Genomic DNA, 14,437 nt, shown 5'->3' on the forward strand with positions numbered 1-14,437 from the left:
CGGTTCCTTGCTTTTTCAAGCAAACGAGATTCGGGGGAGGAGATGCCATATGACGCTTATACAATCATTTACCGAAGGACAGGAAGTTACGGGGTTTTATTTATTAAAAACGGCGATGGTCAAACAGACGAATTCCACGCCGCCCAAAGATTATTTGGATCTTGTCCTTGCGGACGCCAGCGGGGAAATTCCGGCTAAATTTTGGGATGCATCCGCGGCGGACAAGGAAACCTTTTTTGCACCCATGCTCGTGAAAGTGCGCGGCGTCGTGCAGCTGTACCGCGAGCGGCTGCAGTTCAAGGTGAACAAAATCCGGCCCGCAACGGATGAAGACGGCCACAATATCACCGATTTCGTACGGTCCGCGCCGGTTCCGCCCAATGATCTGGTTTATACGATCAAAACGGCGGCGTATACGATTCAGGACACCGAAATCCAGATGATCATCGACCACTGCCTGAACAAAATCGGGGATAAATTAATGCATTATCCGGCCGCCAAAGGCATGCACCATGCTTTTTACGCCGGTCTGGCCTATCATATCGTACGCATGCTGGAGTTAGCCGAGTTTATTTGCAAGCAGCGCCCTTTCCTCAACCGCGATTTGCTTGTGGCGGGCATCATCCTGCATGATATCGCCAAAACGGAGGAATTGACGGCGGAGCTGGGCATCGTCAGCGAATACAGCTTCACCGGCAAACTGCTCGGACATATTCCGCTTGCCGCCAGTTGGGTGACGGAAGCCGCGATGACGATCGGGGCGGACGTGAATTCGGAAAAAATCGTGTTGCTGCAGCATATGATTTTGTCGCATCATAATTTGCCGGAGTGGGGCAGCTCCGTTCTGCCGCAAATTCCCGAGGCGCTTGCGCTGCACTTGATCGACCAGATGGATGCCAAGCTGCAGGCGGCGGAGGATGCGATCTCGATGATGCCGTCCACGGATGATTGGTCCGCGCCGGTAAGGGCGCTTGAGAACAAATCGTTTTACCGGGCCAAAGGAAACGAATGATGGAGGGGGAACTTCCGATGCAAAAAGCAGGCTATTCAGCTTCCGAAGAGCGCGCCGAAAAGGCGTTCATCCCAGACCCCGACGGCGGGGGAAAGTCGGTGCTCCGGGTCATGACGTACAACATTCATCATGGCGAAGGAATGGACGGCGCTTTGGACCTGGGGCGGATTGCCGCCGTGATTCGCGGCATCCGTCCCGATCTTGTGGCGCTGCAGGAGGTGGACCGCCATTTGTCCAGAAGCGGCAGCGTGGACCAGGCCGCGGAACTGGGAAGACTGACGGGCATGGATCACCGGTTCGCGAAGGCGATCGCTTTTGACGGAGGCGAATACGGAATAGCCATTCTCTCCAAACTTCCGATTGCCTCGTCGCATACGCTGATGCTGCCGAACGAACCGGGAGGAGAGCAGCGCGTGCTGCTGGCCGTTCAGCTGGCTCCGGAACACGGCCTTCCGTCATTCGTGTTTGCGGATACGCATTTGGAATGGCAGGAAAACGCCGAGCTGGCCGAACAGATCCGGTTGGCGCAAGCAAACGCGATCCAAAATGAGCTCAAGGACAAAACGCCGTTGATTCTGGCTGGGGACATGAACGCGCTGCCGGATTCCGCGACGATGCGCGTTTTTGCGGAAAACATGGCGGACGCTACGGCTCACATCGGGCCTACCCATGCCGAAGACGGCAAAATCGACTATATCCTGTTCGATGAAAACAGCGGGTGGAGGCTGGTTGGAGCTCAGGCGATCGAAGAGGATACGGCGTCGGATCATCTTCCCGTTCTCGCTGTATTGGCGTGGGATCCGGTAAAGGCATGACGCAGCAAAAAAACCGAAACAGGTCTCTTGCGGAAAGAGTCCGTTTCGGTTCTATGAAAAAAAGAATGATGATTTGCATAATTTAATGAAACATGTTGCATGTGACATACGTATATGATACTATATAATGTACCCTTAAAATGATACCATATAGTCATTAACATTATAGCATATTTTCTCATTTGCGTCAATATTCATTTGAGGGCCGCAGCGAAGAAGATACAGGATATGTCGAAATGATCTTTAAAGGGGGAGGACGTACGTATGGCGAACGAGGAACATGAATTAGAGACAAATCGTGCCGATACGAACGATCAGGGGCAGGCCGTCCATTTTGCCGAAGCGGAGCTTCTGCCGACTGGAATGAAAAACGACGATTCGGTGCGTATGTACTTGAAGGGGATCGGCCGGGTCGGTTTGCTTAGCGCCGAGGATGAAGTGAGTTTGGCCAAACGCGTCGCAGCCGGCGACGAAGAAGCCAAAAAGCTGATGGTCGAGGCCAATCTCCGGCTGGTCGTCAGCATTGCGAGACGGTACGCGGGACGCGGCATGCAGCTGTTGGATCTGATTCAGGAAGGCAATATGGGCCTGATCAAGGCCGTGGATAAATTCGATTATACGAAAGGTTTCAAATTCAGCACCTACGCGACTTGGTGGATCCGTCAAGCGATTACGCGGGCTATTGCCGATCAAGGCAGAACGATCCGCATACCGGTTCACATGATCGAAACGATCAATAAATTTACCCGCATTTCAAGACAGCTGGTGCAGGAATTGGGACGCGAACCCGAAGAAGAGGAAATTGCGCGCGCCATGGAGCTCAGCGTTGAAAAGGTACGGGAAATCATGAAGATCTCCCAGGAACCGGTATCGCTTGAAACGCCGATCGGGGACGAAAACGATTCGAAGCTCGGCGATTTTATCGAAGACCATGATGCGATGGCTCCCGTCGACTCCGCCGCCCATAAGTTTTTGAAGGAACAGCTCGGCGACGTTCTGGATACGCTCACGGAACGCGAGGAAAACGTGCTCCGTCTCAGATTCGGGCTTGAAGACGGACGGACGCGGACCCTGGAGGAAGTCGGCCAGGTGTTCGGCGTTACCCGCGAGCGGATTCGCCAAATCGAAGCCAAAGCCTTGCGCAAGCTGAGACATCCCAGCCGAAGCAAACGGCTGAAGGACTATATCGAATAATCGGGCGGTCCGGTCAGCCTAGGGGAATAGGCTTTGCCGACACGGTTGACATCCGGAGTGGCGATTCATTATAATTTGGTACGAAGCGGCAGTTTTTTCGACGAATCGTTGGTCGATCAAAACGGACGCGGGGAACTTTTTTAATTTGACGATATGAGGTGGAAAGGTATGGAAAGATCAACTGTTCTTGTAAGAGATTTGGCTTAAGACGGGAGAAGTCTGCCCTTTTTTAACAAGCCATCTCGAGAACAGTTGATATGATTCCGAATCCTTTCTTACTCTGATATAGAACGACGGGTAAGGTGTATTCGCCTTACCCGTTTTTTTATCCCGGCATCGGGTTCATGGTCAGGGAAAAGAGCCGTTTCTATAATTCGAATATTTCCGCCTAACTTCAAGGCAGGCGCGGTTTGCGATTTTCATATGGCTGTTTCTCCGGATGGCTTTCGCTTGAATCCAACGAAAACCAGAAGGAGAGATCACGATGAGTATTTTAAATGTCGAAGGTTTAACGCATATGTATGGCGATCAGATCACGTTCAGGGACGTTCATTTCCGCTTGCTGCCCGGAGAGCATGCCGGCTTGGTCGGCGCCAACGGCGCGGGGAAATCGACCTTGTTCCGCTTGCTGACCGGCGGCCTGCTGCCGGATGCGGGCAAAATCGAATGGGCGCCGCAGGTGCAGGTCGGTTTTTTGGAGCAGCATATCGAGCTGCAGGAAGGAACGACGATACGGCAGTATTTGGAGCGGGCGTTTTCGGGCTTGTTCGCCATGGAAAAGGAAATGGGCGAGATCGCCGAGCGGCTGGCGGATCCGGGCGAGGAGCTTGATGCGTTGCTGCGCAAATACGGAGAACTTCAGGCGGCCCTTGAGCATCACGAGTTTTACCAGATCTCCTCCAAAATCGAAGACATCGCATCAGGGCTCGGCATTACGGAGCTTGGGCTCGAAAGGGATGTCAGCCTGCTGAGCGGCGGGCAAAAAACAAAGCTGCTGCTGGCGAAGCTGCTGCTGGAAGAACCCCAGGTGCTTCTGTTGGACGAACCGACCAACTATCTGGACCAGGTCCATATCGAATGGCTGACGGGTTACCTGAAGCGCTATAAACACGCCTACATCGTCGTGTCCCATGACGAGCATTTCCTGAATGAAATCACGACGGTCATCTTTCATCTGGCCCATCAAAATATGAAACGGTATACGGGCAATTATAGGCAGTTCCAAAAGGAGCTGGCGCTCGGGCAGGTGCAGCAGCAAATCGCTTACGAGAAGCAAAGCAAGGAAATCGAAAGGCTGGAGGCTTTTATCGACAAAAACCGGATCCGTAAAGCGAAGCAGGCCAAAAGCCGGGAAAAAATGCTGAGCCGAATCGTCCGGGTCGAAAAGCCGGTGGAAGGGCCCGCGCCCCGTTTCGAGTTTTCCACCCCGGCCGCGACGGCGGGCACGACCATCGTAGAGACGAAGGCGCTGGAGGTCGGGTATCACAGCCCGCTGTTCAAACCGGTGTCGCTGAAGGTGCGCAAAGGCGATAAAATAGCGATCGTCGGGGAAAACGGTGCGGGCAAATCCACGCTGGTCAACACTCTTCTGGGCCAGCTCAGGCCGCTTGGCGGCAAATTGCTTGCATCCGAACAGGTGAAAGCCGCCTATTACCGCCAAGAGGATGCGGCGCCCGTTGAAACGCCGATGGAAAAGGTTTGGGCGCTGCGGCCGGATCTGACGCAAAAGGATATCCGGAAGGTGCTGGCCATGGCCGGTCTGACGGCGGAGCATATCCGCAAGCCGATCCGGACGCTGAGCGGCGGCGAGCAGGCCAAGGTGCGCCTGGCGGAACTGATGCTGACGCCGAGCCATCTGCTGGTGCTGGATGAGCCGACGAACCACTTGGACGTCCGGGCGAAGGAAGCGCTCAAAAAAGGATTGATGGATTACAAGGGCACCGTTTTGCTCGTCTCCCACGAGCCGGCCTTTTACCAAGACTGGGTGACCGATGTGTGGAAGGTGGCGGAGTGGAGATAAGGCGCCGCCGGCCTAGCAGCGGAAACGGAAAGGGAGCAAGGCTGTCGAAAGCGTTGCAACGAATTTGAACGTAGCCCATACGGCAAAACAAACATGATAAGGAAGCTGTCCGGTTGGACGGCTTCCTTTTTTTGAATGCCTCTCAAAGTTCCCCGTTATACCACCGCAGCGTCCCCAGGGCATAGGAAAAACCGCAGCTGAACGCGACGATCGCCAGCATGAGGGCCATAAATGCCCAATCTCTCCAGGTGACCCGAATCCGGTCATAAAAATCGCGCCGGCCCGTTCCGGTAAACCCTCTCGATACCATCGCCACCGCGGCCCGTTCCGATTTGCGGATCGCTCCGGCGAGCAGCGGAATGCCATAGCGCTTGAGCGCCTCCAGCAGCGACCGGGGCGTGCGGCGGATGCGTCCGGCCCCCCTTACCCGGTGCGCTCGTTGCATGATGGATAATTCCTCGCGGAACAAGGGCAAAAAACGAAAACCCGCCAAAATGCCGTAAGCGAGCTTGGGCGGCAGCTTGCACTGCTGCATCAGGCTGAGCATCAGCTTGACCGGGTCGGTCGTCAGCATAAACAGAAGCGACAGCGCGGAAAACAGCAGCGTGCGCAATCCGAGCGACAGGGCCACCTGAAATGCGGCCACCGTCACCCGCACCGGTCCGATGGACCATAGGACCGCGGAGCCCGGTTCCGGCTGCTCGCGCGGGAACAAAGCGGCGGTCCAGAAATAACCGCATGCCAGGACAAGGAACGGCGAAAACAGAAGCAGCCATCTTCTCCAGGAGACGTCCCCGAATATCCATGTGACAAGCAGCGTCATGACCAACGCCGCCGAAGTCGTCACCGGATCGAATACCAGCGACAGCGGGAGCACGCACAATACGACGGTCACGCCTTTGATGACCGGATTCAGCTCCTCAAGCCGAAGCAGCCGCGGCCGGGGGACCGGGACGGATTTTTCGCTCTGGACGTTCAGCATGGATCTCCCATCTCCATGGCTTGCAGCAACCGCGCGGCTATCGGGGGGATAAGGCCTTGATCTTCCAGAAATCGCGCGGGCTTGGACCAGAGCGAGATCGGAGGCCCCTCGAAATGAATCGAACCGCTGTTCATAACGATTACGCGGTCGGCGTATTCCTGCACGAATTCCATGTCATGCGTGATGACGACGACGGCCAACCCCTGGTCCGCGCGGGCCCGCAGGCCTGACATCAGCTCCTTGGCCCCATGGGCGTCCTGCCCGTAGGTCGGTTCGTCGCACAGCAAAATTTGCTGTTCGTCCGACAGCATGGCGGCCACGCTCAGGCGCCGCTTCTGTCCTTGGCTCAACGAGAAGGGGCTGAAGGACTCGCGGCCCTCCAGACGGAATCGTTGCAAAAGGCCGTTTACCCGCTCGCCGATGTCCGTGTCGCTGCGGTTCTGCAATCGAAAGGAATAAGCCAACTCGTCATACACCGTATCGGCGACGAATTGATGTTCCGGATGCTGGAAAATAAATCCGATCCGGCTCCGGAGCTCGGCTTCCTTCCAGTCCGGCAGCGGTTTGCCGTCCAGCGTGACGCTGCCGGACGAAGGCTCCAGAAGCCCGGACAGCACGGCGAACAGCGTCGATTTTCCCGCACCGTTCCTGCCGGTAACCGCCAGAAGCTCTCCCGCGCGGACCGACAGGGAGATCTCCTCGATCACCGCCCGTTTTCCCCGGAAGAAGGACAACCGGTCTGCGCGAAGCAGGATGCGTTCGGCAACGCCGGGGCCGGATGCGCGTTCGGAGACGGCCGCGCCGCGGCGCGCAGGTTCCGCGTTTTTTTGTAGCCGCGCCCGAAGCAAACGGGCCGCTTGTTTTTGAATTTGGGCCGGATACCCCGTCCATTCCTTGATAAGCTCCCGGGCGGAAAGCGGCAGCGGGCCCGGGATATCCCCGGCATCCGCTTGGCCGCCGGTCACGCCGGCATCCCGGATCAACGCGCGGTGAAGCGTGGCGGCCCGAGGGAGCCAAATGCCGTCTTGCGCCGCTTCGTGTGCTTGGTTCGTAAAAAACGCATCCGGTTTCCCCTCATATCGAACCGTTCCTTGCTTGTCCATAACGACAAGTCGGTCGACGTATTCCATCCATGGATCGAGGTTGTGCTCGATCAGCAGGATCGTCATCGGCAGCAGCCGGCGGAGGGCATGGATCCGGTCCGCGAGCTGCTGCGCCGAAGCCGGATCGAGATTCGACGTCGGTTCGTCCAGGATGAGCACCTTGGGCCTAAGGACGAGCGCCGCGGCGATGGCGACGCGCTGTTTTTGCCCTCCGGAGAGCGTATGGATTTCTTTCTCCCGGCACTCGCTCAGCTGAACGAGCTTCAGTGCATCTTCGATCCGCCCGCCGATCTCCTCCCGGGGGCAGCCGATGTTTTCCAGGCAAAAGGCGAGCTCCTGCTCGACCGTCAGCATGCAAAACTGGCTGTCCGGGTCTTGAAAGACGATGCCGACGGTTTGGGCCGTTTTTCCGGGATGGCGAAGGTCCGGCGTTTCTCCGAACAGCTTCACGCTGCCGGTAACGACGCTTTCCACCGCATGCGGGTATATCCCGTTCAAGCAGAGGGCGAGCGAGCTTTTTCCGCAGCCGCCGGGACCCAAAAGCAGCGTGATTTCCCCCTTGTATAACGACATCGAAACCGAAGACAGCACGTCATCCCCAAGATGGTCGTCGAGCTTCAGGGAAATCCGGTCGGCTTCCAGCACCGGTCGGCGGTCTACAGCGGCCATTAGGACACCTCCGCCTTGGAACTCAGCTGACCGCGCGAAGTTTTGGCGATCGGGAAGCTGCGGAGCACGCCGGTTTTGGCCAGCGCGTCGGCGATCCATTTGCCGAGCAGGCCGGCGAGCAGCACGGAGCTGAGGATGCGGGTGATGAACATGGCCAGCAGCAGGCCCGGGGACAACGCGGCAAACCCCGAGTGGATGAAACCCCAGGCAAAGCTGAAGACGGCCGAACCGGCGCCTGCGGCCATCAAGGCCGGGGCGGAATAGTTCCGGTAACGCAGCGCCGCAAAGACGGCTTCGGCCCCGAGCCCTTGGATAAAGGCCGACAAAATAAGCACCGGCCCTGTCGTATTGCCGATCAGAAGCTCGACGGTTCCGGCCACCGTTTCCGACAAAAGCGCGGCTCCCGGACGCTGCAATATATATGCCGAGATGATCGATACGATAAACCAGATCCCGAAAATGACCTCGTATCCCATCGGCCCCATCAAGCCGACCAGGACGTTGCCGACCTGCAGGAAAAGAACGTATACGACGGCAAAAACGACCGACAGCGAACTCAGCACGATAATGTCGCGCAATTTCCAGTTTTTCATCGGATCTGCGCCTCCCCGGCTTGTTTTCGCGCAGGCTTCGGGGAAGGGCTGTTGCACGACAGGGTTGCGGTCATCACCAAATGGGACGTTTCCTCCGCAGCGTTGGCAAACGCCTGCTCCAGCGTCCGGAACACGTCGCCGGCAGTCCCGTCGAGGCGGCTTGCATAATGAACGCTTCCGGAGAAGGTGCCCAGCGTTTGAGCCGTCCGGACCGCCTCCGCGATCATGCCCATATATCCCGGCGCGTTCATCGGATAAAGGGCGAACTGCGCCGACGTGTCGACCCCCGAGGGGGCAGCGTTCAAACGGACGTCATCCTCCGACATGTACGCGTCGCCGCTGGAGTCGCCCGGGCAGCCGATCGAAAACGTGCCGCTGAACACGACATGCTCCCCGCTTTCCGCCGCATGGGCGAACATCGACTGCACGACGTCGAACACATGGGACATCCGCCCGCGGACGCAGGTGCTGACATCGTCCGTAAACATCCATACTTTGGACGTATTCGTCCGTTTCAAAGCCTCTTCGATGATTTCGGCAAAACGGCCGCTCATCGGATAAATCGAAAAACGGCAGCCCGCGATGCGGCTGGTCCCGCAAGCGCCGGCGGATCCCCCGCACGCTTCTATGCCGTTATGCAAATTTTCAGTCATAACCTTCGTTTCCTCCTTCATCGAACGCTGATCGATTTTCAACTTCAAGCCGGCCGGCACGCAAAAAAACCGCACCCGAAAGAGTGCAGCTCGCGGACGGCTCGAAGGCCGGTTCCGTCGTTCGGATCGAAGGGCCTCGAAGCAGTCGTTTCACCGCACTTCCCCACGCTAGTATGACCTAGATCGGGTGTAAAGGGTTAACGTTCGCGCATGCATTCGCTACTTGTCTCTCAGCCAGAAAGGCACCCCTAGTGCTATCTATCCGTATGCAGTTTTTTGCTGGTTCCCATTATACAGCTTCGAAAAAGATTGTAAAGACCCGAGTCTTTTGAAAGCGCCGTTTTCAAAACGGGCCGCGCTGGAGAATGCGCCTTCATTGTGATATACTGAATATCCTTTCTAAGCGGGCTTATGGCTCACGACTAAGCATCAGCTTACCAGGGCAGGGTGGTTCGCGGCGTTCGCCCCGTACATATCGTAGGGTTGCAGCGAACGGCGCACGAACGGCTCCCGCGGCCATTTTGGGCTGGCGGAAAAACTTTTAGGAGGTAACTGAAATTGGAGCAAACTTTTCAAAGTGCCTATCAAGAGGAAGAGCGAAGGCTGAATGCAACGATAGCGGAAATCGACAAGCAGCTGGAGCGGCTGCGCGCGATCCCGGTGTATACCGGGCATGATTTTACCGAGCAGGTGCTCGAGGCCGGGCGCGAGGAAAAAAGGCAGTCCTTGGCCAAGAGCCTGGCGGCCCCTTATTTTGGACGGCTTGATTTTCAGGAAAAAAAGGATGCGGCGCCCAAACCGCTTTACATCGGCAAAATCGGCGTCGATCACGAGGAGGTCGGCGAGCAGCCGATGGTCATCGATTGGCGGGCCCCGATCGCCAGCGTGTTTTATTCCTTCACGGGCGGGGATGAACCGGCTTCGTACGAAGCGCCCGGAGGAACGATTGAAGGGCTGGTGTATTTAAAGCGGAACCTCGTCATCCGGAAGCAGATTTTGGAGCGGGTGTCCGACACGTATGACCGGAACGGCGACCAGCCGGCCGTATCCGACGAATTTCTGGTATACCGGCTGGGCGAAAACAAGGACAACAAGCTGCGCGACATCGTTTCCACCATCCAGGCGGAGCAGGACAAAATCATCCGCGCGGCAAAAAATACGGCGCTGATCATCCAAGGGGTGGCGGGAAGCGGAAAAACGACCGTGGCGCTGCACCGCCTCGCCTATTTGCTGTATCAGTACAAGGAGCAGGTCACGGCAGAGAAGATGATCATTTTTGCCCCGAACCATATGTTCCTCGATTACATTTCCGACGTGCTGCCCGAACTCGGCGTCGGGGACATCCAGCAGAGCACGTTCGCGGATTGGGCCATGAAGCAGCTCGGCATCGAGATTCCGCTTGCCGATCCGTCCGAGACGCTTTCCTACTGGTTCGAATCGGACGGGGGAATGCCGGAGGTGACGGACGAGGTTCCCGGACGCTTCAAGGGCTCGATCCGGTTCATGGAGATGATCCGCGCCTGCATCGAGGCGATGGAAGACGCTTCGGTGCCCCAAGCGGACTTTATGCCTTGGGAGGGCGCCGTGCTTGCGCGCGATACGATTCTCCACTGGTTCAACGACGAATATAAGCCGTATCCGCTCGCCAAGCGGAAAGAACGGGTGATGGCGAGAATCCACCGGTGGGTCGAGATGGAGCTGAAAAAGTCGCCTTCGGCCGCCGCGATGAAGGAACGGAAGAAAAAAGCGTCCCAGCGCGAAAAATCATATGCCGCCAAGTGGCCGAAGTTCGAGCCGCTCGTGCTGTACAAGCAAATGTTCAAAGCGCTGAAGCTGCAGGCCGGCTGGCCGGAAGAACGGCTGGCGGGCATTCCGGACGCCGTGTTGAAATCGACGCAAAAGGATTTGAAAAAGGATATCCTGCGCGAGGAAGACCTGCCTGCCCTGTTGTACATCCATTATTTGCTCAACGATATCACGGGAGAACAGCGGTTCGACCATATCGTCATCGACGAGGCGCAGGATTTTTCGCCATTTCAGGTCGCGGTCCTCGATTTGTTCGTGAAAGGCCACTCCTTTACCATTCTCGGGGATTTGTCCCAAGGCATCCATGCCTACCGGGGAGTTCATGGCTGGGAGGAAATGAGGGCCTGGTTCAAGCCGGAAGACACGGCGTATTTTGCGCTTACGCGGAGCTACCGCTCCACGATGGAAATCATCGAATTCGCCAACCGCATCCTCGAGCAAGGGGTAAGCAGCGAACTGCTTGCGGTGCCCGTTTTTCGGAGCGGGAACCCGGTGCGCATGATCGCCTATGGAAGCGGCGAAGACGAGCGCTTAAAGGGCCTGCGCGAAGGGCTGCTTAAGCTTTCGTCGGGCGATTACCGAACGGTGGCCGTGTTGACGCGGACGCTGAAGGACGCAAGGGCGCTGCACGAACGGCTGCAGCCGGACTTGCCTGATCTTCACTTGATCGACGGCGGCGACCAGGCGTACGAGGGCGGCTTATCCGTCCTGCCCGTATACCTCTCGAAAGGCCTCGAATTTGACGCGGTCATCGTGGCGGATGCGGACGGGGAGCATTACGGCGCTTCGGCTTGGGATGCGAAGCTGCTGTACGTCGGGTGCACGCGCGCGCTGCACGAGCTGTGGCTGATGCACGGCGGCCCGCTGCCGGATTATTTGCAAAACATGGATGAAGAGATCGCGGTGACGGGCTGGTAGGGCCAAGATCCGTGCGCCTGGCATCCGCAGGTAAAAAAATCCTGGTAAAAAACGTATATACTTATTCTTTCGCTTGAAGAGAAGCTCCAAATATGAGTTAATAAAGGTGTCGGACGGCCGACAACTTCCTAAAGAAAGGAGCTGATGCAATTTTGATCACAAATAACGAGGTGGTTTCCGCCTAAGCGGAAATCGCAAAGTTCAGGGGGGCCGGAAGCAGGCCTCCCTAATTACCTTTTTTAAATATATCCTACATAACAGAAAGGAGGGAGCGATAAAATGTTCAACGCAAAATTCGCAAATCGGAACCAACATCTGATGAAGGAGGACGTTTATCGTGAATTACCGAAACGGGAGGGATGTGCTTCCCCCTAGTTTGCTGAAAGAGCTGCAGAAGCACATTGAGGGCGAGCTGATCTACATTCCCAAAAGAAGCAGCGAACGTGTCGGCTGGGGAGTCAACAGCGGCACCAGACAGATGATCGAGCGCAGAAACGAGGAGATTTACAATCTCCATTGCAGCGGACACTCGCTCGAATATTTGACGAAAACTTTCCATCTGTCCGTCGAAAGCATCCGGAAGGTCATCTTCAAAAAGCGTGCGGAGCATGGCGCGGAAACAGTGCCGGTACGCCGTTGATTGCCGCCGGGCTCATCAAAATCATATGGAGCGGGGATTTGAAACATCCTCGTTTGCGAAAGGGCATCCCGATCGGTTCTTACGAGAAACTTAGGGATTCCCTTTTTCGTTTGCGTTCGTTTCCCAAAGCTCCTGCCTTTGGGCGCAAAAGCTTCTTTCCTTCTTCTGGATACGGGATTCGTTTCATGGCAAGAAGGCAGGAAGGTAAGGTACAATGAAGGCAGGAACGACATCACGCGGTCATGGAGCGGCGCGTCAGCTTCATCCCATCATAACCGTGAACCGTGAGAGGTGAGGAAATGAGTTTAAAAGGCTTGACCGTAAGAGAAATGCTTGAACTTCCCGTCATGCAAAACGCAAAGCTGATCAGCGGGGAAAAGGGACTGGACCGGATCGTGCAGTATATCGATATTTGGGAGGTTCCCGATATCGGGAGCTGGCTCCGGGAAGGCGAAATGGTGCTCACCGCCGGGTATCCCGCGCGCGACAACCTATCGCTCCTCACCGATATGATCGAGCAGCTCGCCAAAGTCAACGGGGCGGGCATTGCCATCAAACCCGAACGGTTCATTCCCCGAATCCCGCAGGAAATGATCGATAAAAGCAATTTATACCATGTCCCGATCATTCAGCTCCCGGTGCGAATGGCTTACATCGATATTACGTATAACGTCATGGAGCAAATTTTGAACAGGCAGGCCGTGCTGCTCAAACGTGCCGAGGAGGTCAACAAGGCGCTGACGGGACTCGTGCTTAACAACAAGGGCATTCAGGTCGTTGCCGACAGCGTCTCCCAGCTGATCGAATCGCGGATATGGATCGTCGATAAAACCGGCGGCGTGCTTGCCTCCTCCCCGGAAGGCAGCCCGTATGTCCCTTCCGACAGCCATCGGCAGTGGGAAGTGAACGTCGATAATAAAATGCTCGGAAAATTCGTGGTGGAGAAGCGGAAGCTGGACGAGCTGGACCTGATGCTGATCGAGCAGGCGCGCCTGGTGTTTTCGCTGGAGCTGATGCGGGAAAAGATCGCCTTCGACACCGAAAGCAGGCTGCGGGGGACGTTTTTTGAAGAGCTGTTATTGAATCCGCCGGCCGACGAAAGGATCACCGCTTCGAAAGGGCTGCAGCTTGGATTGTCCCCCAGTTGGTTATGGGAGGTTGCCGTTATCGAAGCGGACGAGCCGTTTTATAACGAGGATTCTCCCATCGCCGAAACGATTCAATCGTTGTTGGCCGAAGAATCCGCGGTCCGGAAAGTCCGCCCCCAGCTGCAGATTCACGGGGGGAAAATCGTATTGTTTTTGCCTTCCTTTCCATCCTCCGGCGCGGAGAGCCGCCAAGACAACGGCAAAGGCAGGCAGATTCCGTGGAACGAGAAAATGCAATCCTGGCTGCAGCAGTGGGATTCGGTCCGAATCGGCATCGGCCGCCAGGTTCGGCTGTTTGAAACGAATCGCAGCTACCATGAGGCAAGGACGGCCGTATCGATCGGCTTCCGCTTGAACCGGAGACGGCAGCTGTTTTTATACTCGGAAGTGGAGATGCTGCAAATGCTGCTGGATTCCACCGATGAAACTTGGCTGAGCAGGTTCGTCGACGAAAGAATCGGCAAGCTGGCGGAGCACGACCGGGAGAACGGGACCAATTACGTCAGCACGCTGTATCATTACTTGGCGACGGGCGGCAGTTTGAATGAGACGTCGAACCGGATGTATATTCACCGCAATTCGGTCAATTACCGGATCGACCGGATCAAAACGATGACGGGTCTCGACTTGAACAGCGCCCAAAGCCGGTTTGAGCTTTATTTGTGCTCAGCGTATTATTTGGTTAACCATGCATAACAGAGATGCCACCCGATGTCAGCTCTCAGCGGGTTCCTGTAATGCCAAGGATTGTCTATGATGGGCGCCGTCATCTTTCCATGACGAAAATCGTTGCGTGATCCCATGAATAAAACGCCTTCTTTGTGCTCTGAGCACAAAGGGGCGTTTTTAGTTTTGTTGGCCGGGTACATTGTTGCACCGCGGGT

General features: G+C 56.3%; 11 protein-coding genes and 1 riboswitch. Of the genes, 7 read left to right on the forward strand and 4 right to left on the reverse strand.

From position 1 onward, the window contains the following. The first annotated feature begins 49 nt into the window (after nt 1-49). From AC27KL_RS19745 to AC27KL_RS19760, 4 genes are all read left to right on the forward strand, one after another. Nucleotides 50-1,012 carry a 3'-5' exoribonuclease YhaM family protein gene (locus AC27KL_RS19745; protein ID WP_339323919.1) on the forward strand — a complete coding sequence of 321 codons (963 nt, stop codon included), beginning with the start codon at nt 50-52 and terminating at the stop codon, nt 1,010-1,012. Between the two features lie 17 nt (nt 1,013-1,029). Then, nucleotides 1,030-1,827: an endonuclease/exonuclease/phosphatase family protein gene (locus AC27KL_RS19750; protein ID WP_487170741.1), complete on the forward strand. Its 798-nt coding sequence runs from the start codon at nt 1,030-1,032 to the stop codon at nt 1,825-1,827. Nucleotides 1,828-2,190: 363 nt separating this feature from the next. Next, the gene (gene rpoD / locus AC27KL_RS19755) at nt 2,191-3,021 is read left to right on the forward strand and encodes an RNA polymerase sigma factor RpoD (protein WP_246537120.1); all 831 of its coding nucleotides are present in this window, start codon (nt 2,191-2,193) and stop codon (nt 3,019-3,021) included. 484 nt (nt 3,022-3,505) lie between these two features. Continuing rightward, nucleotides 3,506-5,041, forward strand: coding sequence for an ABC-F family ATP-binding cassette domain-containing protein (locus AC27KL_RS19760; RefSeq protein WP_487170742.1), 1,536 nt, complete (start codon nt 3,506-3,508; stop codon nt 5,039-5,041). 142 nt (nt 5,042-5,183) lie between these two features. Here AC27KL_RS19760 and AC27KL_RS19765 read toward each other — a convergent pair whose 3' ends face one another. The 4 genes from AC27KL_RS19765 to AC27KL_RS19780 are packed head-to-tail and all read right to left on the reverse strand — an operon-like array spanning nt 5,184 to nt 9,041. Then, complete coding sequence (locus AC27KL_RS19765; protein ID WP_487170743.1) at nt 5,184-6,023, reverse strand: energy-coupling factor transporter transmembrane component T family protein; 840 nt, start codon at nt 6,021-6,023, stop codon at nt 5,184-5,186. Further along, entirely contained in the window at nt 6,017-7,795 is a 1,779-nt protein-coding gene (locus AC27KL_RS19770; protein WP_487170744.1) for an ABC transporter ATP-binding protein, read from the reverse strand. The genes AC27KL_RS19765 and AC27KL_RS19770 overlap by 7 nt, the downstream gene beginning before the upstream one ends. Further along, nucleotides 7,795-8,388, reverse strand: a complete 594-nt coding sequence (locus AC27KL_RS19775; protein WP_487170745.1) for an ECF transporter S component — start codon at nt 8,386-8,388, stop codon at nt 7,795-7,797. The genes AC27KL_RS19770 and AC27KL_RS19775 overlap by 1 nt, the downstream gene beginning before the upstream one ends. After that, complete coding sequence (locus tag AC27KL_RS19780) at nt 8,385-9,041, reverse strand: YkoF family thiamine/hydroxymethylpyrimidine-binding protein (protein WP_487170746.1); 657 nt, start codon at nt 9,039-9,041, stop codon at nt 8,385-8,387. Before AC27KL_RS19780 ends, AC27KL_RS19775 begins: the two co-directional genes overlap by 4 nt. 143 nt (nt 9,042-9,184) lie before the next feature. Then, a riboswitch (TPP riboswitch) is annotated at nt 9,185-9,301 on the reverse strand. Between the two features lie 298 nt (nt 9,302-9,599). On the opposite strand from AC27KL_RS19780, the gene AC27KL_RS19785 reads away from it, so the two are divergent. The 3 genes from AC27KL_RS19785 (at nt 9,600) to AC27KL_RS19795 (ending at nt 14,249) form a co-directional block, all read left to right on the forward strand. Continuing rightward, a complete protein-coding gene (locus AC27KL_RS19785; RefSeq protein WP_487170747.1) occupies nt 9,600-11,765 on the forward strand; it encodes a HelD family protein in 2,166 nt (721 codons plus the stop codon). Nucleotides 11,766-12,102: 337 nt separating this feature from the next. Further along, nucleotides 12,103-12,405: a CD3324 family protein gene (locus tag AC27KL_RS19790; protein ID WP_487170748.1), complete on the forward strand. Its 303-nt coding sequence runs from the start codon at nt 12,103-12,105 to the stop codon at nt 12,403-12,405. Between the two features lie 299 nt (nt 12,406-12,704). Further along, nucleotides 12,705-14,249 (forward strand): PucR family transcriptional regulator, encoded by a 1,545-nt coding sequence (locus AC27KL_RS19795; protein WP_487170749.1) that lies wholly within the window; start codon nt 12,705-12,707, stop codon nt 14,247-14,249. The last annotated feature ends 188 nt before the right edge of the window (nt 14,250-14,437 follow it).

The sequence above is a fragment of the Paenibacillus sp. YAE3 genome, assembly GCF_057546105.1.